Below are 18,734 nucleotides of genomic sequence, written 5' to 3'. Positions count from 1 at the left end.
CTCACCTCCCCATTAATTTCTTGTAGCGATTTAAAGGATTACCCTTCGATGCCTGTAATTTCACCAATGCTTGCGTCAAACTATCGACCATATCATCATGCTTTCCATTAGGGAATGCTGTTGCTTCATCAATAAGCTCATTAACCCAAGGTGCATAGGACGGATGTGGCAAGTATACGTTACCGGATTCTACTTCAGGAGAAACGGCATTGGCACGTACTTCTTTTCCACCCTCCGGATTAACAGGAATTAAACCACTTATTTCATCCTGTAGCATTTGAATAACAGCAGGACCATTCGCCTTATCCTCAACGTATTTTGCTTTAGCATTCGGCCATTTTGCTGTCATGTTACGAATAGCCTTCATTGTTTCAGGCAGATTTAAACGATCACGTATTTGATCAAGTAGATAAGAGTTAGCTTGTCGCTTCCCCCATACTTGCCCAACAACAAAGTCAGAAGCGCTGCTATCTTTAAAGGTACAATCCCATGACTGAACCTGTTTATCTAGCAATTTGGGGAGGACAGCTACTTCTTTAGGAAGCTTTAATTTAGCTCTTATTTCTTCAGTAGGCACATAAAATTTCCACCAATGACGCTTGAAAATGTTACCGCCTGCAGGAGATGGACGTTGTTGATACATTGCATTCCACAAACGAGACCCTAATGCTTTCTTTGTGTTGTGATACTCTTGTTCAGGAAAACGTTCTGGCCACAATGTTGCTCCAACTTTCCGTCCTAATGCGTCATCTTCATCCTCTGCAATAGCAGGTAAAGAAAGAACTCGCCACTTCTCACCATCTGACTCCATATCCTTAATTAAACGGCCAGCCAAGTCGTCATCATGCCAACGTGTCATAATTAAAATAACCGCCCCACCTGGCGCTAAACGTGTACGCAAAGTTGAACGGTACCAACTATCTACATTTTCACGAATCTTTAATGAATCGGCTTCTTGCCAGTTTTTAAAGGGGTCGTCAATGATAGCTATGTGTGCTCCACGGCCTGTCAGTGGTCCTCCTACACCAGCAGCAGCAAGTCCTCCTCTGTAACCTTCAATTCCCCATCTACCAACAGCTCCACTTTCTCTTGAGACATTTACATCATATAGGGTTTGAGCATGTTCTTTAAAAGTGTCACGGGCTATTTTGCTGAAGTCGAAAGCAAGATCAGCTGAATAACTGGATATAATCATTTCCCATGTAGGATTCCTCATTAATACCCATGCTGGAAACTTCTTTGTACTAACCTCACTTTTACCATGACGGGGAGGCATAAAGATTAGCAACCTATCGCCTTTGCCTTCTTTTACATTTCGCTCTACCTTTTCGAGCTCAGATATCAGCATTTTAAGATGTTTGGCCGTTTTCCACATTCCACGTCCATCGTAAAGAAGAAAGCCTTCTAATGACCGTCTTGCTAACTCTTGTTGAGCAGCTGTAGCAATTATTTCTCGTTGTTCACTCGTCAAGTTTAGCAAGTTTCTTCAACTCCTCAATGCCAAGAGCAGACATATCAATGTTGTGATTTGTAACGGTACCACTATGTTCCACCTTATCAGTGAACAGACCTAAATGTTTCCCAAGTAGTTCAATTGCTCGCACCTTATCATGAAATTTAATTTCGATACCGTACTTTGTTTCTTTCATCCCTGAGATTGACTTCTTTTGAAAAGCAGTAAGCCCATCTGTTTCTTTGATAAAAACATCTTGACGAATCCCCATGACAGGAACACGCTCCATACGCTCATACTCTTCACTGCTTGGAGGATAGTCATTACGTTCCACTTCTTCACCATCAAGCATCCATTTATAACTGCTGATGTATTCTACATCTTTGACACTCACAACGTCTGTTGCATTGGCGAATGCTATAGCTGCTAATTCTTGCAAAACCTTATCTGCGCTAATTTCAGTACGATGAGCACGCATCTTTAATGCTTCGTCAATAAACATTTTTATCTTAGGTTTCCTTAGGTTCTCATGTCCAATAGCTTCAGCAGTCTTTTCACTGTATCCAGCACGTATAGCAGCCTGTGTAGCATTTAGATCAATTAAGTACTCTTCAACAAATTGTTTTTGTTTAGGTGTAAGTTTCACTACATCACCACCGCCTCCATTAGTTCAACTTTGGTTAACTTCTATAGGTTAACTTATAAATTCAACCTAAGTTTTTCTTTCCCTATATCCATCCAAGTATAAAAAGAACCCCAATAAAACTGATTCCCCCACCAACAAACCATAAAGCTCCTTCTGGTATAGTAATTGTCATCAATTTCCCCTCCAAATAAAAAAGGACACTGACGAATCAGCATCCTTTTCTTTTCTTATAAAATTTCTGCATAAGTATAGTTATCTATAATTCCAAACTCTACTTTACTTGGGAAACTATCAAATCCTGAGAGCTTCATTCCCATTGCATTCTGTACCCAATCCCTTAGATCATCTGGTAAACGATATGCAACAGCTTCTCCATTCTTTTCTTTTACTGTAACAATTGGAGTGTGCTGCGAACCTAATATACCAGCAGACAATACTTCATACACAATTCCCTTTTCAGTATCGTTTTCTAATACAGGTAGTAATAGAAGTTTATGTTTAGTGATATCTTTATAAATTTTAGCCCCTGCTTTATTAATGATAAAATCTGCCAACGCTATTCCTTCTTTCAGAGAAGATATTTGTCATTTAATCTGTTAATTATTAAAAATCGCTCGGATCAATAGCACCTGGTCTTTCCAACAGGCTAATTCCACTTGGATCTAACGCACCTGACTTACGACTTCTACCTGGCTGAGATAATTCCCATCGTCCAGCTGTACTCTTTGAAGAATCAATTTTCCACTTAGCGTAATCATAAAAATCATAATTGCAACTCTCCTAAGTAAGTTATCTTCTAAACTCTACTCTCTCTGGCTTAGAAAGTAAAATTAGGTTGTTTCTATCATCGATTAGTCTGTGCTCAATCTTATGAAGTATAACAAAGCTATTAGGGCCGTACTCGCTAGTATTATTCTCAACATAAGTATCCACTTTTAACAAATCTTCTCTTTTAATGTCCTTTAACACTTTTATAAAACCCATGTTATTTTCTTGAATTAAAAGAACACAACTTCTATAATCTTTGAAGTTATCCCAGTGTAACCTTTCAATATAATTTTCCACATTATCACCTCCTTGTCTAATTATATCAATAATTAGGAGGAAATACCTTTTTTATTGTCGAATATTGTTAAAAAAGGAGGTGAAGAAGATGAGTGAGCAAACTTTTTATGATAAACAAGGCCGACCAACTGCCTACACATATAATGAACATATTTATTTGTTTAGTGGTCAACCTGTTGCATACTTTCATGGTGATTCAGTGTATTCCTTTTCAGGAACACATCTCGGTAGATATAACAACGGCTGGATAAGAGATAATAACGGTTATTGTGTATTTTTTGACCAAAATGCTACGGGTGGACCTATGAAACCCATGAAAAGTATGAAGCCTATGAAGAACATGAAATCCATGAAACCTATGAAAAGCATGCGACAAATGAAACCTATGAAACCTATGAATAATTCAAGCTGGTCTCAACTTTCATCAGGTGGATTCTTCAGTTAAAAAAGAAAGAATCAAAAGAAGCACCCGTGGAGGCGGGTGCTTCTTTAAGTATAAAAGTGATGATACATTTGCCATGTGTGTACCTTGTTCAACTAGCACTAATGCTAATCGTTATTCACAATATTCCCTAATATTTATTTCCTATACTAAATTTTCAACACCCCATTACGCTAATTGCTTAATCAAATTAAACCCGTACTTTATCAATCACCCGGGAGGCGGCCAGGATTGTAGCGACGGTTGCTGTACATAGAACGACAGACAGTAGCTTCGTGAAGGACTTGCACACTTCACTACCCCGTGGCTATCGTACGCAATACAGCTAGACTCCAGTTGTTCCCCCGTAAATTCAGCCGGCAACCTTCATAGTCATTCGATACACCCGAGTATACCCGTTATAAGGGACTGGTACGTTTCCCATAAGCGCTTGGCTTATAAGAAAATATTACCTTTCATGGAAAAATAAAAAGGCCCCCAAAATGGACCCTTTTTTCTCTGGGTTTTGTCGGAAAAATTTCTGAGGAATTAGATGATGCCTAGCGAGGTAGCAATGTTTAAAATGGCAGCACCTTTCTTCTCATAGTACTTTTCTTTTTTTAGCCCTAAATCCATATAGATATTAATATCCTTTGTCTGTTTTGATTCCAGGTACTTAATTTGGATGATTTCACGTTCAATTTCATCTAAGGAGTATTCAAGAGCACGTTCAATTTGCTTTACTTTCAATTCAGCTAGGTTATCTTCTTTTCGAAGGACAGGGAACAGGCCGACCACGCCTGCTTCCTCTCTCTCTTTTTTATTTGCTAGCTGCACCTTTAATGCTCTATAGTTCTTTAATTCTCTTATAACCGTTTGACGTACTAGCTTTTCGTCCACTGGCTCAAGTAATGTTAATTGCTCTGCTCCCATCATTTAGCTCCCTTTTTAACTGGCTTATCTGCTACAAATCCATATCCTTTTATACAACGTTGGAACATACATAAACCGTTTTGCTGCCATACACAACGCTTGCAGTAATCTTTCTCCACTTTAACTTTCACTGTAATTCCTCCCTTATAAAATAAAAAAGAGGACATCAATCAAAACACAGTTAGTCTGTGTAAAGATTAATGTCCTCCAGTTAGCTAGTAGAACTATCTAAAATTAGTTATCATCGTTAACTTCCCTTTCAGCAATTCTATTAAGGCTGTTTATAACAAAATTAACTTCGAAGTCAGATTCACTTTCTTGATTATAGTTAAATTTCGTAATGTCTATATAAAGGTCTATATCTTTAACATATATGTTGTTAAAAGAATCATAATACTTAACTTTAACTTTAACAACGGGAACTAAAGGTTCTTGAAGAAACTTTTTTACATCTAAAAATATAGTCATGTTTAAAATACGCATGAAATTTTCATTCAAATAAAAAGAAATAAGTTGTTCTGGTCTAATATAATTAAAAGAAAAATGATTTGTTTGATCCATATCAAAATAAGTTGATGATCTTTTTTTATATTTTTCTCCATAACTATAACTAAAGGACTCCATATCATATTCAGTATGACTAGTAATTATATTAAAGATTCTATCCTCATCATATTTTTCTAGCTCATATAAAAATTCTTTTTGCATAAAAACTTCAACCGAAACGTACTTTGCCACACCATTACCTATATTAGTAATGCTAATATTCACTGGATTACCCTGGCCGTATGATGAACCAGCACTATGATTCCAACGAGCATCATATAAAATTTCAGGTTTACTGTAATCTACATATAATTCAATTGGCTCTATAAAAAGATCAGGCTCTTGAGAATGAGTCCTTTGTAACTTCATTTCCTTTAGTTGTTCAATTACAGCTTTCAAATTCCGATTAGCAATTATTATAGTAATAACAGCTAGAATAAATCCAATAATTGTAAAAATATTAACTATATTGTCTAAAATATCTGTCACGTCTTTAGATTTTAAAAATTCAAAAGGTCCTACTATCAAAAATCCTCCCCCTCATTAAGCTTCACGCACCTTACCTTTCCTTGCTTGATCAGTGATAATTTTCACCTCGCCATGATGAACTAATTCGGTTAATTTATCTATTACTTACAAGCAACCAGCTACTTTAGATGACTCTTTTCTCAATCCTTTTGTACTTTCCGAGGATATATTTTATAACTCATAGCTTCTCGCTTCATTTCTAAAAGATCGATAGTACTAAGCTTGTAGAAAAGCCCATTTTTCTTTTGAAAATTATAAACCCTATATACGTAGTAATGATTAAGATTTAATTTTGCAAATTCTAATTCGTTACCTGTAATATAAAAAGGCGTACCTATTCCCCCTTTAGTTGTTTTAACTTCAATGAATTTCTTATTTCCATTTAAATCAAAAGAAAGAATGTCAAAACCTGTTCCATCACCAATCACTTTTGATACATGCATAACTTTTTCAGCTAATTCTTTTTTATTATTTGCAAGTAAAAATTCTCTTTCAAAATTAAGAACAAGCTCTTCACCAGATGCCCCTATTGCAGTATTCTTTTTTTCGTTCTCTGCAAAGTCAAATATTTTTCCATTAAATTGCTTATGGTTATTAATTCTAATTTCATCAATAATATTTGGTTTTTTCGTTTCTTATAGGAGAAGCTCTCCATTATCCATATTTATTTCACTTGCAGCCAATTGTAATTTCATATCTTCCAGCAGTTTAGGGGTATAGACAAAATCTATAATTTGCCACTTAAAGAAAACTGGCTTTTCTTTTTCTTTATCATGAGAAAGATAAGCTACTTTCCCTAAGTATGTATAATCTAAGTCCCTTTTTGCTCTCAAGAAAAGATAGATGTTATTTCTAGTATGATCATGATTAATAAAGTCTATAATTCTACTTTCTTGAAGAGTTTGACTTGGCTGAGACTGCCATGTTAAAACTCCTGATTCACTAATATTTTCTTTGAACTGAAAGCTCCCTTGTCTACGCTCGAATGTTACAAAAAATACATAATCTTTTACCCTATTGGGAACTTTAATAATACCTTGTAATCCCCCCATGTCCCACTTTGTGGTGTGAAAATTGTATGAGGTGAAAAGATTGAATGTACTTCTTTCCTTGAATATGTTTGATTCTGTATAAGTGACCTTGTCATATTAATAACCTCAACTTACTAATTATTCTCTTCTACGTTTAAATCACTAGAGCTCTGCTAAATCAATTTTTTAGTATATCCACTCATTTACTCCTTATATTGGTTAGCATCCCATAGAGGGCCCTTCCAAACATATTTCACTATCTCACTTTCCCCATTTCTTTGAGGAATTTCCATAACTAGAGAGTATAGTTTCATTATTTCACTTAAAGCATTTTCTAATTTAAAGCCCCACTCTTTTACGGAAATAAAATCTTTTCTATACGGCATTATATCTGGGTATCGTTCTTGTAATATTTCAATATCACTCATTTCAATATGATGAACATCATTATAGCTCTCTGTACTATCATACTTTGCTTTAACCCGTGTGCCATTTTCTCCACCTTGGTAGAATACAATAATTCCTTTAGTGTAATTTGGACCTTTAAGGTAATCAACCTCAACAATTTCACCTAACATCTAAAATTCTTCCCCCTCATCAAACTTCACGCGCTTCACCTTTCCTTGATGAGTAATAATTTTTGTCTCACCATGATGGGGTAACTCCGTTAATTTCGCTTTACCATCGCATACTACAATGGCGAAACTTCCTTTTTGCTCCATTATATCAACTTCAAATTTCATTGTATCTACATTTATTTTAATTTCTTGTAATTTCACCAGTAATTCCCCCATATGGTATAATATTATTAGGTATGATCAGGTGAAATCCTGGTCTTTTTTTGTTTCACCTAGTGTATAATGAAACTACCTCTTAGAAGGTTCTTTTTTATCACACGGACGCTCCTGGCAGAGCGTCTTTTTTAATTTTTATGCTGTGTGCCCATACACTTAGCTAACTGCCACATATAATAATTGCGTTATATATGCCTTGAATGACCATAAATAGATGATCGGAATTCATATGAGATTGATGCTCTTCAAAGGGCATCTTTTTTATGTTCTAAACTGCAAATAGTGTTAATACCTTTTACAGACATCCGTTTTTTCACCATTTGAAAATTTGACGCTCTTAGCTGGGCGCTTTTTTATGTTCCAGACGATGGACAATCACCATAAGGTTCATAGAATACCTTTTCCCATGAAAAAATACTCTCTATAGGATATTTTTTCGTTTTTTTGCAATCATTTCATAAAATCATATATAATGTAATTCCCAGTACATAGTACAAGGAGTAACATAATGAATAAACGAACTAAGAATAAACGATCATTTGGATGTTTTATAAGTTTCATGGTTTTATATATTGTAGTAGGTTTAATATATATTACAATTACAAACTTATAACAAAGGTTTGTCCGCATCTTTTGTTATTAAATATCCACTTTCCTGACGTTTATGGTAAACTTTATTTTTACCCGTACGACGCTCCCAATCGAGCGTCTTTTTTATTTCTACTAAGCTGTTACATTATGGTCTTCCCTTCTATTAAAATCTTTACAAATTATTATTTAGTTTGTAAAACTCACCATTTTGAGTAATAATTAGTCTATCTAATATAGAAGAGGTGATGATAATGGTAACAGTAACGAAAGGTTTAACTCCATCTGCTTTAGTTAAAGACTTAATTGCTTTACCCACACCTTGTAATGATGTTGTCTACTATCCTGCTAAATTAGTTACCTTAGGAACTCAAGAAAAATATTCTGTTTTCCAAACTTTAAGTCGTAAAAGTGGACTAGCCTATATAGCTATCACCCAACCTGATAGAGCTAAATTTAAATTGGCTGGTTCTAGAAATTCAATGTGTGAAGTATATGAGTCTCTTCCTTGGCCTGAATTTGAACTAAAGTATGGAGACAATACCTTTTATTACAAAACAGCTTCATCTTTACAAGAAATGGAAAATTATTTTAATAATCTCAAAAAACAATAATTTTTTTATGGATAGCTCTTTTTTATTCAATAAGAGCTATCTTTTTATTTTATTGGTTTAACCGACTTCAAAGCCTCAAATATATCCTCTTTCACGTTCTCTACTTGCTTTTTAACCCCTCATGAATTGACTGAACACATCTATTTTCATTCCTACCTCTAACACAAATAAGTCACTTTCCTATACGCGTCTATATAAATCCTCAAGTTCAGTTAAAGTAAGTTCGTAAAGCTGCCGTTCGTTCGAATCTTTATAGACATTTTTTTGGATAAGAGCATTGATTAAACTCTTTCTTTTTTCCTCTACGCGCTTTCTAAGCTCCATTTAGTACCTCTCATCCGTTATCCAGCTCGTTTATGTAAGATTTCTTGTTGTTGTTCAAAAACTGTGATACGTTGTTCAAATAAATTCATCGAAATATTGAAATAATTAATGTCATCTGCCCCCTCTTGGATGCAGTGTGAGCAAAGTTGAACCTCCATCATACTGACCGATAATAGGTCAACCTTTGTTCTCCCATTACATAATTCACACACTATGAATCCCCCTTTTATCTATATAAAAGTGACTGCAAATCTTCGTTTTCCTGCTGAGCTAAATAGCTTCGTATCTTTTCATCTGGCATATAGATAGGAAACGCCATCTTTTCAATACGGCTACTCACACGACCTTCTTTGTATTTGATATCTAGATCATCAATTGAAAGGTTGGATGTAAACAGGGTTACCTTTTTATTTGTTAAGCGATAATCCATAATGCCAGAAAACTTCTCTTCTACGAAACTTGTTACTTTTTCAACCCCAATATCATCTAAAGCCAAAATATCTACATTTTTAATGGTTTCAATCAGATCCGACGTCTTAACCGTGCTGTCATCACTGAAAGTCTTTTTAATATCATCAAGTAAATCAATTGTTGGAGAGAATAATATACTTAATGGTTCACCAGGTTTGTCATAGATTGCTGTTAAAGCATTTACAATACTAGCCATTAGCCTTGTTTTACCTGACCCTTTTGTATCACTGTATAGATACAATCCTTTTCCTTGTCCTTGCATTTGGTTAAAGTTTTGGACAAAGTTAGCTGACGCTCGTTTAGCAATAGCTGCACGTTCTTTCTCTTTTTGCTTTTTGTATAAGCTAATATCAAAGGATGAAATAGTAGCTTGTACAAATTCTTCAGGAATACGAGCTTTTAGCAGCTTCTTCTTCACAGCGTTATCAGATCGGCAAGGACAAGGATTCATGAATTCCCTGCTTTCTTTCCAATCCCTCACTAAATATTGGCCTGTCCCATCACATTTTTGATACGGACATTCCTCAGAAATCGACGTAAGTATCTCGTATCTCCCCTGTAACAAGTCCTTTTTCTTGTGCAATTCTCTCAAGTCGTTGAGTCTCTTCTGAAATTCCGGACGCTCCTTGGCTAGTGTTTGCAATGACTTCTTTAGGTTTATCACCTTTCTCCCTCCTTGATTGGTTCTGCAAATTCCTTGCATCTTCTAAGGTACGGACACCTTTATTGTGCCAATCGACCAATATAGGTTGGACATAACCCCAAAAGGCTTTCTTCCTTCTAATAGCTAGTTTCATAGCTGCTATTACAACATCTTCATTTCCGTTAAAATCATCTACCCAGTTGCCGATATTCTGTGCCATTTTTGGTGATAAAGATCCACCAAAAGTTGTCTCAAAAAAAGTAAAAACGTTATTCTTTTCCATCGTAGGTTGCTTTGGGTTTTCAGGAACCTCATTTTTATTTTTTTGATAACTTGCTAGTGTTTGATATTCGTCGTAGTTATTAACTGTTATCAGCAAGCCCTCACTGCCTTTTAAACGCTTTTTTGTGATGAATCCGTCATCAACTAACCTTTTAATACAAGCTCTAAGAATATTGTCAGTATGGCCAAGCACATCTGTTAAATCCTTAACTCTTATTTTCAACTGGCCACGCTCGCAGTAAGTATTTGATGCAAAATTTGCTTCACTGACAAAAAAGTTATATAACACTTGATCACGTTTGTTCTGGAAAGATAGCCGGGGCTGGATGACAAACCCCGTTGTTACTTGACTCACGCCCCGTACTCACTCCTTTAGGTGCTATTTCTTAACGTAGATTACATAGTACTTTTCAATCCGGACCATTTTCAGATCCGGATGATATAGATTAAGGAAGCCTTGAATATGACCTTCGTACTGTTCTTTGTTCTTGGCTAAAAATTTGTAACAATGAGGGAATGCTATGCGTTCTTCTCTCATTTATCAAACGGTAAATCCTCATCTTTAATATCGATTTCCTCTCCTCCAAAGTCGAAGGCGCTTGGCTTTCCTTCTGGTGCTTCTTGCTGAGATTGGTTGTTTTCCATATCTTCCTCAACCTGATATTCAGCATCAATAAATCCATCACCAAATTGTCCCTCTTTGACCTTGCTAACAGAATTATCGTATTGTAAGCCTTCCATAACTGTTCTTGTCTCTTGCTGTTCAATTGAGATAGGAGCCGTTTTTAAAAGCTTGATAAGAACTGTTTTCTTGGCCATTTCAGTAAAGTGGTCTTTCCAAGGACCAAATACGTTGCCGTTCTTTTGGCTTTTTGTAAAACGATCTCTATGCTTTTCTACCTGCTTACGGCTCATTACAATAAAGTCAAACGCTCCATCTTTTAATTTGTACACTGCGTAAAAATGAGTAATTTTACTTTCATCTTCTTCACCGATAGGCTTATGCTTTAAATCCTTATCTAAACCATAGCTATATTCAAACTCGTCACCCTCATATACTTCATGAGCGTATACGCTTGTAATTTCACCTGTACGCCTAGCTAAATCAATAAGGCCTCGATAACCTAATTGAAATTGAGCTTCCATACGTTTTGTTGATCCATTGAAAAAAGGAACAATGTAAGCATGTCCTAATAAATTGGGCTCAACGCCAAGTACTGAACAGTTAACTACAGCTCCTACAATTGATTCTGGAGAGCATTCCATTAACTTAGGGTTACGACTTGCTGCGTTCATTCCGATACGTATTAAACGCTCAGGAGTTACATGCTTTGGTGCAATAGAAGTAATTGCTTTAAATTGTTGTTTAAATATTGTAGCTAACTGACCTTGAAAACCTGTGTCCTCCGTTTTTGCTACGTTGTTTTTTCGTTGCGCTAATTGATTTTTGACTGAATTGTTAGTTGCCAACTTTATGTCCTCCTTATTTAATTCCAAATCTACGAGATAATGAACTTGAAGCTACTTCTTCGTACACCTCTGGATATTTTTCTTTTAATAGCTTGGAGTTAACACGTGAGCTACTAATGGTTTTCCAAGTGATTAAACGATCACTTGCATATGCTACTTCGTGTTCTCCAAGTAATGATTTCAATTTATTTTCAGCCTCTTTACGACGTTCAGAAGCTTCTTTTTCTTCTACTTTTGCTTGTTCATAGCTTGAAATTAAGTCAGATGCTTCAGGAGCTAATTCAACAGGCTCTAAGCTAACATCCCCTTCTGGATACATTGCTTTCAATAAATTAGTTGAAGCTTCCGAACCATCAAATGCAGGAGGATTTTTCTTAAGCACGTGATTGTTCCAAAAATCAGATTCAATCTCAATCAGGTAGTTAATAATTTCTTCATCACGCTCTATTTTTTTATGAACAAATTTATTTCCACCGATTAAGACAGCAATCCACCATGCTTCATAGCCAGTGACAGCCATATAGTGCTGGCACTGAATCAAGTATTGTGCTGGAATTTCTTCCTCTTCCCAATCATTTTTCAGATATTCACTAGCTGTTTTGCATTCCAGTCCTTCCTTTTTGCCAATGATTAAACGATCTACATTAGCTAGCATGAAGCTATGTTTTGGATGTTGCAGTATCGCTTGACGTTTTCGAACTTTTAAACCTGTTCGCTTGGAAAATTCTTGTGCCACGACATCTTCAAGAACATGCCCGAAATAGGCTGCTTCGCTGCTACTACTTTCAGAAGGTGATTCGCCGATTTTATCAAGATAAACTCCAATTGGTGATTTCCATTTACTTAATCCAGCAATGGCACCAGCATCTGATCCGCCAATGCCTTTTTGTCGATGTGCCAACCATTCAGCTTCACTCATATTGGATGTAGGTATTAAGATTTCAGCTTGCATTGATATCACCATCCATTTGCTTTTTATAAAGTTTTTTAATAAACTGTAAGTACCTTAAAATTCTTTAACATTTAAAGTCTGCACCTGGCCGTGCAGGCTTTTTTATTCTGCTGTTGTAAATTTGAAGCCGTACTCTTCCTCCAAGTACTTTTCTAAATCATCTTTTAAAACTACTTCACCTGTGTTATCATCCGTTACGATTTCATAACCAATAAGAATTTCAGTTCCGAAATAATCAACTCCAGCATGTTCAGATTGAGTTATCATATTTGCATAGCCTGTACGGTTTACTTGAGTGATTTCAGGATGTTCTAAATGCATGTTATTCACCTACTTTCTGATGCTATTTGCTCGCATCGTCATGACCAGGAAAATGAGTTGTGCCTTTACGGTTAAGGACCGATAGATAAAGGATTTTCCTGACCATGACGACAAGAACAATGCTTGTCGCCCACTTATGTAATGTGGTATAATTTAGATACACATTTTGTATTATGTTTAAGGCAGTTGGCTAACCCATTTAGCTGACTGTCTTCTTATTTGTCCACACATTTTGCCGAATTCTACGTTCAATATCTAAAAGCAAAACCGGATGTCCTTTCAATGCTTTACACCACTTACTAACTTCACTTGCTTTCATCATTGGTAACTTATACATAGCTTGTCTCCTCCTTGTTTTTGAGGTAACGTTTCACTATATCAACATCGAACCCTTTAGTTTTCATATCTGCTACAATCTTTTCTACTCTACTTAATAACTGTTTTTGAACTTCTCTAGCTGCAAGCACTGTGTCAAATGTTTCTTCCTGTAGCTCCTGCATATTTGCACTCAAATCAATAGACTCAATAACCGCCCATCCGGCTTCTTCTAATTTTCTTGCCCGATCATAGATGTTTAAAGCTTGTACACTCACTTAACTAGCCCCCTCGATTTCAAGGTCATTTCCAATTGCTGATCAATTTGTTTTAAAGAGAAACCGTACCTTTCACATACAACAGCAAGTAGATTAAATTCAGCTGCAAGCTTTTCTGAATACTCCTTTACGAACTGTCTAACCTCTTCGTACTCAATCTCATTAGCGTGATCAGCTGGAATGTGCCAGAAATCTTTGTTCCAGTACTCCTCTACTTCTCTGCGCTCCTTTTCAACGAGCATTCGCATAGAAGCAATATCCCTGTGTATTCGATCTCCGTTCATATAAGGAGTTAATGAAATTCCTGCTGTTTCTTTCATAGTTCCGATGTAGTATTTAAAGCTATCGATACCCCTTGCTAGAATTGGTTTTGCTTCCTTGGCGATAGCTCGACTACCAGTGGCCCATTTAGAAATCGTGGATTGATCATAGCCAACTTCATTTGCAAATTCCATTTGGGTTTTCCCTTGTTCCTTCAAGATTTCTCCTAGGTTTGCTTTTCTTTTCATAGCTACCTCTCCTTGTCATATTCAATTGTCAGTTTCTAATATTCCAGCCATATTTCTTGCCTATTTTTATGGCTTATTTGCATGTTACCCTTATACTAGAAACCCGTTATTACATAGCGTTTTCACTAAAAAAATTAGTGTTATCTTCAACCCATTCCGTGTGGCGTTCAACCCAAATTTTAAGCATGTGAGTAGTTACTTTTAATCCGCCGATTTCTTTAGTACACGGGAATCCTTTGCGACGAGATAAAACATAGACTTGGCTTTCACTAACTCCTAGGAACTCAGCTGTCTGTTTTACAGACATTAGTGGTGGGCATGATTCCCAAGCACTGTTATATGAATTTGCTCTTTCTAAGCGTTTTTCAAGATTTTCTAATCGTTCCATAAGCGGCGCCATGTCGATAGAGACGTTGATTGAATTACCCATTTGCGAATACCACCTTTTCGTTTGACTGATTTAATAGATTCTTGTAACAGGTAGATACTTAACCCAAAATGAAGATGTTAGATGTTGTCACTACGAACCAATATTGAATTAACTCTTGCCAGGTCATATTTTGAGATCGCCTCCTGGAGAGGGAAAAATATTACTCATTTCGTGTAACTTATTTTCGAAAAAAAGTTCGTTAACATCCATTTGAAGGATATCTGCTATTTTTTTAGCATTTGCAAGACTAAGTTTGTTCCTACCAGTTTCGATATTTGCATAACCACTTGGATAACTATAACCAAGCTTTTTTGCCATAAATGTTTGCGAAATACCTTGTGCCAATCGAGCTTCTTTTAATTTCTGTAGACTCATTCCCTCAACCCCAATTACTCGTTTTGTGTAACTATTGAGTTTATAATAACTTACACAAAGTGAGTAAGTCAATGGTTTTTTATTCTTTTTGTGTAAAAAGTTATTTTTTATATTCGCAACGTGTTAAAATTTACACATAAAATGAAAAATAGGTGTTAATTATGGAAAATATGACCGGTAAAAGATTAGAGTTCTTAAGAGAACGAAAAGGTTGGACTAAATCTTTAGTTGCTAAGAAGCTAGGAATTAAAACCGTTTCTACTTATGCAAACTGGGAATATGGTTTACGTCAACCAGATAGTGAAATGCTTGTTAAAATCGCCAATCTCTATGATGTTTCAGTAGATTATATCTTGGGACGTCACGAATATGCTGAAGGGAAAGAAAAAGTTCAAGGCATGTGGTTCTATGATATGGATAGTCTTTCTGAAGAAGATTTTGAGGAGATTGAAGAAGAAGTCAGAGAATATGCTGAATTCTTATTAGCCAAAAAAAAGAAGCGTAGCGAAAAGGATTCTTAATCAAAAGTATTAATAGTATTTTGCTCGCTTCTTCTTTCTTGTTATATTGTTGTTATTAATAAATGCTGTTATTAATATAGATTGAGAAAGTGATTGGGATTAGTGTGAGAAAGTGATTGAGATTTTTCTTTTTTATAATTGTTACATCCCTTGATACATAAGAGTTTAAAGGCTTTTAGTGATTGAGAAAGTGATTGGGATTCGTCCGTGTTCTTCTTTGTGCTAAATTGCCCTATTTTTTTACTCGAAATAAGAACATACTTTCTCTTATTGCTATTTTTTAAGGAGTGTATTGCAAGTGGATTTAGAATATGTACCCACCCACCTAGAGGAATGGATCTCAAATGAATACATAAAAAAAGGTATATTAACTCCGGCAGATTTAACTATCTCCAATATATCCAAATGTTTTGGGGTTGAAATTGTTATTAGGAATGGGAAAAATTATTCCGTTAACATTGATGGAACTATTGTCTTGTTTTTATCAAAAGAATCTAGACGTGATCTAAAAAGAAACTTTCATCATGAATTATGTCATGGTCTGATGCATGAAGGCAGACAAAGAAAAGGTATGCCAATTCCTCTACGTGAACTTCAAGAAAATCAAGCTGAAAATTTCATAAAATATTTAGCTATCCCTTATCACATGCTCTCTTATATAAATTTCAAAGATGTTGAGTATACTGGTGAAGTTTTTGGGGTATCTACTGACATTTGTGAGGAAAGAATTGAGTCTATTCAGATAAGGCAAGCTCATAGAAGAGGATGTCTATTTCGTGCTTTACTCCCAGTAATGTCAAGATATTAATCCTATATATTTTTTTATTCTTTTTTACTGGAAAAATATCTTATTTTTATATTTTTTTGATAATTAACTAGTTGTATATTATTATAATGAGAGATTTGATTATCTAGTATTATTTTCAGGTGTTACAGGCTATTAAGCCTATATACATAAATACTTTATATAAGGGAGTAAGATGTATGAAAAAAATTTTTAAGATTGGCTGTTTGGGCTTCATCGGAATTATAGCTTTAATTGTCGTGATTGCAGTTGCTACAAGCGGAAATGAAGAAAATAAAGACACATCTGAAACAGCAAGTACACAGCCTACAAAAGAAGAAGCAACTGATTCTAACGATGCTACTGAAGTAACAAATAGTAAAACAGAAACAAGTGAAGACACGACTGAGTCAACAGATGATGGAGTTTTAACTAAAGAAAAATTTGAACAGATTAAAGACGGTATGACGTATGAAGAAGTTGTGAAAATCATCGGTAGCGAAGGTGAGCTTCTTTCTGAATCTGGGGAAAAAGGAACCCCTCTATATACAGTAATGTATTCATTCGAAGCTGATGGGTCTTTTGGTGCGAACTCTTCAATGATGTTCCAAGGCAATAAGTTAATGAATAAATCACAATTCGGTTTGGGTGGTAACTCCGATGTTACAATCACGAAAAGTGAATTCGACAAGATACAGAATAATATGAGTTACAAAGAAGTTACTAAAATTGTTGGTGGAGAAGGCGAAGTTGCTTCAGAGTCCGGAGAAAAAGGAACAAGTCTTTACACTATCATGATTTCCTATACTGGTGAAGGCGATCTTGGTGCGAATGCTTCGTTCATGTTCCAAGGTGATAAGCTAATGAATAAAACTCAAATAGGACTGAAATAAAGAGTCTGCATACAGCGAGTAAAAATTTAGCCCTTTAAATAGGGCTTTTCTTTCACCAGTGAAGTTAAAAAGATTGATCATGTAGATTTATGTCAGGATACTTTATATGTATACATATAGATACTTCCCTTATGTTTAGATGGACAAACTAAATGTATTTGTGGAAGTATTTATTTGGCTAGTAAAACGAACGTACATTCCCTTCTTGGAGGTGGTTTTTATGTTATAACTAACTGTGTTTGTTTAATCATATAACTTCTAAATAATATTTTTAAGGGGGCTTGAATTAAATGGCTTATTTTCGCAAAGTACCATCTAAGAAAGCAAAATCTGGCTATACATGGTCTTTTACCATTGAAACTGGTGTAGATCCACTAACCGGAAAACGTAAACAAACAACAAGAAGAGGCTTTGCTACTAAAAAAGAAGCAGAAAATGCAGCAAAAGAATTATCAACACAATTAGAAAACGGATTAAACATTATAGATAACAAAATGACTCTAAATCAGTATCTACCTAAATGGCTTGAAATGGCTGCTAAACGCAAAGTTAAAGATACTACCTTTGACCACTATCAAAATGTGATTAACTTTCGTATACTCCCCATTTTAGGTCACCTAGCACTAAGGGATTTAAACGGAACTGCGTGTCAAAAATTTTTCAATCACCTTTTAGATCAAGAACTTTCAGAGAGATATATCAAATATATTTATAATATCTTGAATACCTCCCTAGAAAAAGCAATTGATTGGGATTTAATTCTAAAGAATCCCTTACGCAAAGTTGATCTACCTAAAGAGAGAAAGCGTAAGTACACAGTATGGAAAAGAGAGGAAATCCATCGTTTTTTACAATTTGCAAAGGATGAGGATCTACACTACTTCGCATTATTTTTTGTTTGTGTTTATACTGGAATAAGACGAGGAGAAGTATTAGGGTTAAAATGGGAAGATGTTGATCTTACGGATGGTACCCTTCATGTTCAACGGAATCAAACCTACCTTAGAGGAACTTATTCCTATGGCTCTCTCAAAACAGAGTCCTCTAATCGTATAATTAAACTTGATGATGAAACATTGCATATATTAATGCAAAATAAAAAAAGACAGAACGAACTTAAATTGCTATATGGACCTCAATATAGTGCTGAAAATCTCATTTTTAGCCGTAAGAATGGACAACCCATAAACTCTGCAACACTGGCCAAAATCTTTAATCGTATTATCAAAAAATCGGGTGTTCCTAAACTCCGTTTTCATGATTTGCGTCATACCCATGCTACTTTATTATTAGAAGCTGGTGTAAGTCTAAAAGAAGTTCAAGAACGTCTAGGACACTCTAGTATTAAAATGACTGGAGATATTTATGCTCACGTAACAAATAAAATGAAAAATAATGCTTCTAAGAAATTCAGTGAATACATGCAAGAACATAGCTAATCGGCAATTGGTTACTTCCCCGCCGTTTACCAACTTCTAATAAATGTGGTCAAAATGTGGTCAACATAAAAAAAAACAACTAAAAAACGTTGTTATTTCAAAATTATT

Annotated in this window: 28 protein-coding genes; 6 read left to right on the top strand and 22 right to left on the bottom strand. The window is 35.3% G+C overall.

What is annotated here, in order from left to right:
• Nucleotide 1 precedes the first annotated feature (1 nt).
• The 4 genes from terL to ACN6NE_RS23635 all read right to left on the bottom strand — a co-directional run bounded on the left by terL (nt 2) and on the right by ACN6NE_RS23635 (nt 3,164).
• Complete coding sequence (terL, locus tag ACN6NE_RS23650) at nt 2–1,480, bottom strand: phage terminase large subunit (RefSeq protein WP_474327582.1); 1,479 nt, start codon at nt 1,478–1,480, stop codon at nt 2–4.
• Nucleotides 1,461–2,099 carry a terminase small subunit gene (locus ACN6NE_RS23645; RefSeq protein WP_474327580.1) on the bottom strand — a complete coding sequence of 213 codons (639 nt, stop codon included), beginning with the start codon at nt 2,097–2,099 and terminating at the stop codon, nt 1,461–1,463. Before ACN6NE_RS23645 ends, terL begins: the two co-directional genes overlap by 20 nt.
• A 227-nt stretch (nt 2,100–2,326) precedes the next feature.
• Nucleotides 2,327–2,653: a hypothetical protein gene (locus tag ACN6NE_RS23640; protein WP_474327578.1), complete on the bottom strand. Its 327-nt coding sequence runs from the start codon at nt 2,651–2,653 to the stop codon at nt 2,327–2,329.
• 235 nt (nt 2,654–2,888) lie between these two features.
• The gene (locus tag ACN6NE_RS23635; RefSeq protein WP_474327576.1) at nt 2,889–3,164 is read right to left on the bottom strand and encodes a hypothetical protein; all 276 of its coding nucleotides are present in this window, start codon (nt 3,162–3,164) and stop codon (nt 2,889–2,891) included.
• A gap of 88 nt (nt 3,165–3,252) precedes the next feature.
• Between ACN6NE_RS23635 and ACN6NE_RS23630 the strand changes: the two genes are divergently transcribed.
• Nucleotides 3,253–3,609, top strand: coding sequence for a 4-fold beta flower protein (locus ACN6NE_RS23630; protein WP_474327574.1), 357 nt, complete (start codon nt 3,253–3,255; stop codon nt 3,607–3,609).
• 525 nt (nt 3,610–4,134) lie between these two features.
• Here the strand turns inward: ACN6NE_RS23630 and ACN6NE_RS23625 are convergent.
• The 7 genes from ACN6NE_RS23625 to ACN6NE_RS23595 form a co-directional block, all read right to left on the bottom strand.
• Complete coding sequence (locus ACN6NE_RS23625; RefSeq protein ID WP_055990852.1) at nt 4,135–4,518, bottom strand: ArpU family phage packaging/lysis transcriptional regulator; 384 nt, start codon at nt 4,516–4,518, stop codon at nt 4,135–4,137.
• The gene (locus ACN6NE_RS23620; RefSeq protein WP_474327572.1) at nt 4,518–4,649 is read right to left on the bottom strand and encodes a hypothetical protein; all 132 of its coding nucleotides are present in this window, start codon (nt 4,647–4,649) and stop codon (nt 4,518–4,520) included. Before ACN6NE_RS23620 ends, ACN6NE_RS23625 begins: the two co-directional genes overlap by 1 nt.
• 103 nt (nt 4,650–4,752) lie before the next feature.
• Nucleotides 4,753–5,592, bottom strand: coding sequence for a hypothetical protein (locus ACN6NE_RS23615; protein WP_474327570.1), 840 nt, complete (start codon nt 5,590–5,592; stop codon nt 4,753–4,755).
• A 140-nt stretch (nt 5,593–5,732) separates the two neighbouring features.
• Nucleotides 5,733–6,122 (bottom strand): protein NO VEIN domain-containing protein, encoded by a 390-nt coding sequence (locus tag ACN6NE_RS23610; RefSeq protein WP_474327755.1) that lies wholly within the window; start codon nt 6,120–6,122, stop codon nt 5,733–5,735.
• Nucleotides 6,123–6,227: 105 nt separating this feature from the next.
• Nucleotides 6,228–6,644 (bottom strand): DUF3427 domain-containing protein, encoded by a 417-nt coding sequence (locus tag ACN6NE_RS23605; protein WP_474327568.1) that lies wholly within the window; start codon nt 6,642–6,644, stop codon nt 6,228–6,230.
• A 182-nt stretch (nt 6,645–6,826) separates the two neighbouring features.
• Nucleotides 6,827–7,201: a hypothetical protein gene (locus tag ACN6NE_RS23600; protein ID WP_474327566.1), complete on the bottom strand. Its 375-nt coding sequence runs from the start codon at nt 7,199–7,201 to the stop codon at nt 6,827–6,829.
• Nucleotides 7,202–7,402, bottom strand: coding sequence for an XtrA/YqaO family protein (locus tag ACN6NE_RS23595; RefSeq protein WP_474327564.1), 201 nt, complete (start codon nt 7,400–7,402; stop codon nt 7,202–7,204). It lies immediately after the preceding gene.
• An 857-nt stretch (nt 7,403–8,259) separates the two neighbouring features.
• On the opposite strand from ACN6NE_RS23595, the gene ACN6NE_RS23590 reads away from it, so the two are divergent.
• Nucleotides 8,260–8,619 (top strand): hypothetical protein, encoded by a 360-nt coding sequence (locus ACN6NE_RS23590; RefSeq protein WP_474327562.1) that lies wholly within the window; start codon nt 8,260–8,262, stop codon nt 8,617–8,619.
• 180 nt (nt 8,620–8,799) lie between these two features.
• Here the strand turns inward: ACN6NE_RS23590 and ACN6NE_RS23585 are convergent, their stop codons facing one another.
• The 11 genes from ACN6NE_RS23585 to ACN6NE_RS23535 all read right to left on the bottom strand — a co-directional run bounded on the left by ACN6NE_RS23585 (nt 8,800) and on the right by ACN6NE_RS23535 (nt 14,989).
• Nucleotides 8,800–8,943, bottom strand: a complete 144-nt coding sequence (locus tag ACN6NE_RS23585; protein ID WP_080743117.1) for a Fur-regulated basic protein FbpA — start codon at nt 8,941–8,943, stop codon at nt 8,800–8,802.
• Nucleotides 8,944–9,169: 226 nt separating this feature from the next.
• The gene (locus ACN6NE_RS23580) at nt 9,170–9,865 is read right to left on the bottom strand and encodes a P-loop NTPase family protein (protein ID WP_474327559.1); all 696 of its coding nucleotides are present in this window, start codon (nt 9,863–9,865) and stop codon (nt 9,170–9,172) included.
• 73 nt (nt 9,866–9,938) lie between these two features.
• The gene (locus ACN6NE_RS23575; protein ID WP_474327557.1) at nt 9,939–10,694 is read right to left on the bottom strand and encodes a DnaD domain-containing protein; all 756 of its coding nucleotides are present in this window, start codon (nt 10,692–10,694) and stop codon (nt 9,939–9,941) included.
• 179 nt (nt 10,695–10,873) lie between these two features.
• A complete protein-coding gene (locus ACN6NE_RS23570) occupies nt 10,874–11,809 on the bottom strand; it encodes a recombinase RecT (protein WP_474327555.1) in 936 nt (311 codons plus the stop codon).
• Between the two features lie 13 nt (nt 11,810–11,822).
• Nucleotides 11,823–12,761: a YqaJ viral recombinase family nuclease gene (locus ACN6NE_RS23565; protein ID WP_474327553.1), complete on the bottom strand. Its 939-nt coding sequence runs from the start codon at nt 12,759–12,761 to the stop codon at nt 11,823–11,825.
• 102 nt (nt 12,762–12,863) lie between these two features.
• Nucleotides 12,864–13,082 carry a YqaI family protein gene (locus ACN6NE_RS23560; protein ID WP_474327551.1) on the bottom strand — a complete coding sequence of 73 codons (219 nt, stop codon included), beginning with the start codon at nt 13,080–13,082 and terminating at the stop codon, nt 12,864–12,866.
• A 199-nt stretch (nt 13,083–13,281) separates the two neighbouring features.
• Nucleotides 13,282–13,419, bottom strand: a complete 138-nt coding sequence (locus ACN6NE_RS23555) for a hypothetical protein (protein ID WP_221813497.1) — start codon at nt 13,417–13,419, stop codon at nt 13,282–13,284.
• On the bottom strand, nt 13,412–13,675 hold the full coding sequence (locus ACN6NE_RS23550) for a hypothetical protein (RefSeq protein WP_474327549.1): 264 nt from the start codon (nt 13,673–13,675) through the stop codon (nt 13,412–13,414). Before ACN6NE_RS23550 ends, ACN6NE_RS23555 begins: the two co-directional genes overlap by 8 nt.
• Nucleotides 13,672–14,184 carry a helix-turn-helix domain-containing protein gene (locus ACN6NE_RS23545; protein ID WP_474327547.1) on the bottom strand — a complete coding sequence of 171 codons (513 nt, stop codon included), beginning with the start codon at nt 14,182–14,184 and terminating at the stop codon, nt 13,672–13,674. The genes ACN6NE_RS23550 and ACN6NE_RS23545 overlap by 4 nt, the downstream gene beginning before the upstream one ends.
• Nucleotides 14,185–14,293: 109 nt before the next feature.
• Nucleotides 14,294–14,614: a helix-turn-helix domain-containing protein gene (locus tag ACN6NE_RS23540; RefSeq protein ID WP_474327544.1), complete on the bottom strand. Its 321-nt coding sequence runs from the start codon at nt 14,612–14,614 to the stop codon at nt 14,294–14,296.
• A gap of 123 nt (nt 14,615–14,737) precedes the next feature.
• Nucleotides 14,738–14,989 carry a helix-turn-helix transcriptional regulator gene (locus ACN6NE_RS23535; RefSeq protein ID WP_474327542.1) on the bottom strand — a complete coding sequence of 84 codons (252 nt, stop codon included), beginning with the start codon at nt 14,987–14,989 and terminating at the stop codon, nt 14,738–14,740.
• A 161-nt stretch (nt 14,990–15,150) separates the two neighbouring features.
• On the opposite strand from ACN6NE_RS23535, the gene ACN6NE_RS23530 reads away from it, so the two are divergent.
• From ACN6NE_RS23530 to ACN6NE_RS23515, 4 genes are all read left to right on the top strand, one after another.
• Nucleotides 15,151–15,510 (top strand): helix-turn-helix domain-containing protein, encoded by a 360-nt coding sequence (locus ACN6NE_RS23530; RefSeq protein ID WP_335447357.1) that lies wholly within the window; start codon nt 15,151–15,153, stop codon nt 15,508–15,510.
• A gap of 298 nt (nt 15,511–15,808) precedes the next feature.
• Entirely contained in the window at nt 15,809–16,318 is a 510-nt protein-coding gene (locus ACN6NE_RS23525) for an ImmA/IrrE family metallo-endopeptidase (protein WP_474327540.1), read from the top strand.
• A gap of 176 nt (nt 16,319–16,494) precedes the next feature.
• On the top strand, nt 16,495–17,187 hold the full coding sequence (locus tag ACN6NE_RS23520; RefSeq protein ID WP_474327538.1) for a DUF3862 domain-containing protein: 693 nt from the start codon (nt 16,495–16,497) through the stop codon (nt 17,185–17,187).
• A gap of 290 nt (nt 17,188–17,477) precedes the next feature.
• Nucleotides 17,478–18,626: a site-specific integrase gene (locus ACN6NE_RS23515; protein ID WP_474327536.1), complete on the top strand. Its 1,149-nt coding sequence runs from the start codon at nt 17,478–17,480 to the stop codon at nt 18,624–18,626.
• Nucleotides 18,627–18,734: the final 108 nt, after the last annotated feature.

This window comes from Priestia sp. 53B2, from assembly GCF_056099005.1.
The sequence above is the reverse complement of the archived record's forward strand: the minus strand, read 5'-3'. Positions and strand labels throughout refer to the sequence as shown.